The 658-nt window shown below is 59.7% G+C and carries 1 protein-coding gene and 1 pseudogene; both read right to left on the bottom strand.

Features of this window, described 5'->3' with window-relative positions:
- Nucleotides 1-260, bottom strand: a 260-nt coding sequence (locus tag BV911_RS18890) for a transposase (RefSeq protein WP_205963931.1), incomplete at its 3' end; no start/stop codon positions are given.
- An 86-nt stretch (nucleotides 261-346) separates the two neighbouring features.
- Nucleotides 347-658 (bottom strand): annotated as a pseudogene (locus BV911_RS19910) (hypothetical protein); the annotation flags it as partial.

Genomic DNA, 658 nt, shown 5'->3' with positions numbered 1-658 from the left:
GCCTCCTTGTTTTTGTGGGTCGCCAAGTTGTCCAGTATGACGACTGTTCCGGGCTCAATTTCTGGCACCAGAACTTCGCGTACATAGGCGGCGAAGGCAGGGCCATCCATGGCACCCTTTATGACCCACGGCGCGATCAGGGTTTCGTGGGTCAAGCCTGCGATCAGCGTTTGCGTCCCCCAACTGCCAAAGGGCGCATCCATGGTCAGTCTCTGGCCGCGCAATGATCGCCCCCGTAGGCGAGTGAAATTGGTCTTCACAGAAGTTTCATCAATAAACACAACGCGATCAGGTCGCCGTCCAATTGCTGGCAGCCGATGGGAAAACCAGTCAGCACGCCGGTGCCTTACCTTGGCACGACGGCGTTCGGACGCAACCAGAGACTTTTTTTGTACGTAAACCCGAGCCGGGACAGCAGGCCAGCGATAGACGAATGGTGGACTTTCACACCCTTCGCATCGGCCAGAGCATCCCGGAGTTCAAAAAGCGTGATATCCGGGTCTTGCGCAATGAGCTCTTCGAAGAACGCGCGGTACGGTTCCAGCTTGCCACGCCCCGGCGGACATCCCTGGGGTGCAGGCGAGGCGTGCCCTGTCGTCCTGACCTGCCGCGCCCAACGCGCGCCCGTCGCGGGCGAAAGTTTCAGACGCAAAGCCGC

Origin of the sequence: Pseudoruegeria sp. SK021 (assembly GCF_002119405.1) — a bacterium.
Classification (GTDB): Bacteria; Pseudomonadota; Alphaproteobacteria; order Rhodobacterales; family Rhodobacteraceae; genus Meridianimarinicoccus.
The sequence above is the reverse complement of the archived record's forward strand: the minus strand, read 5'-3'. Positions and strand labels throughout refer to the sequence as shown.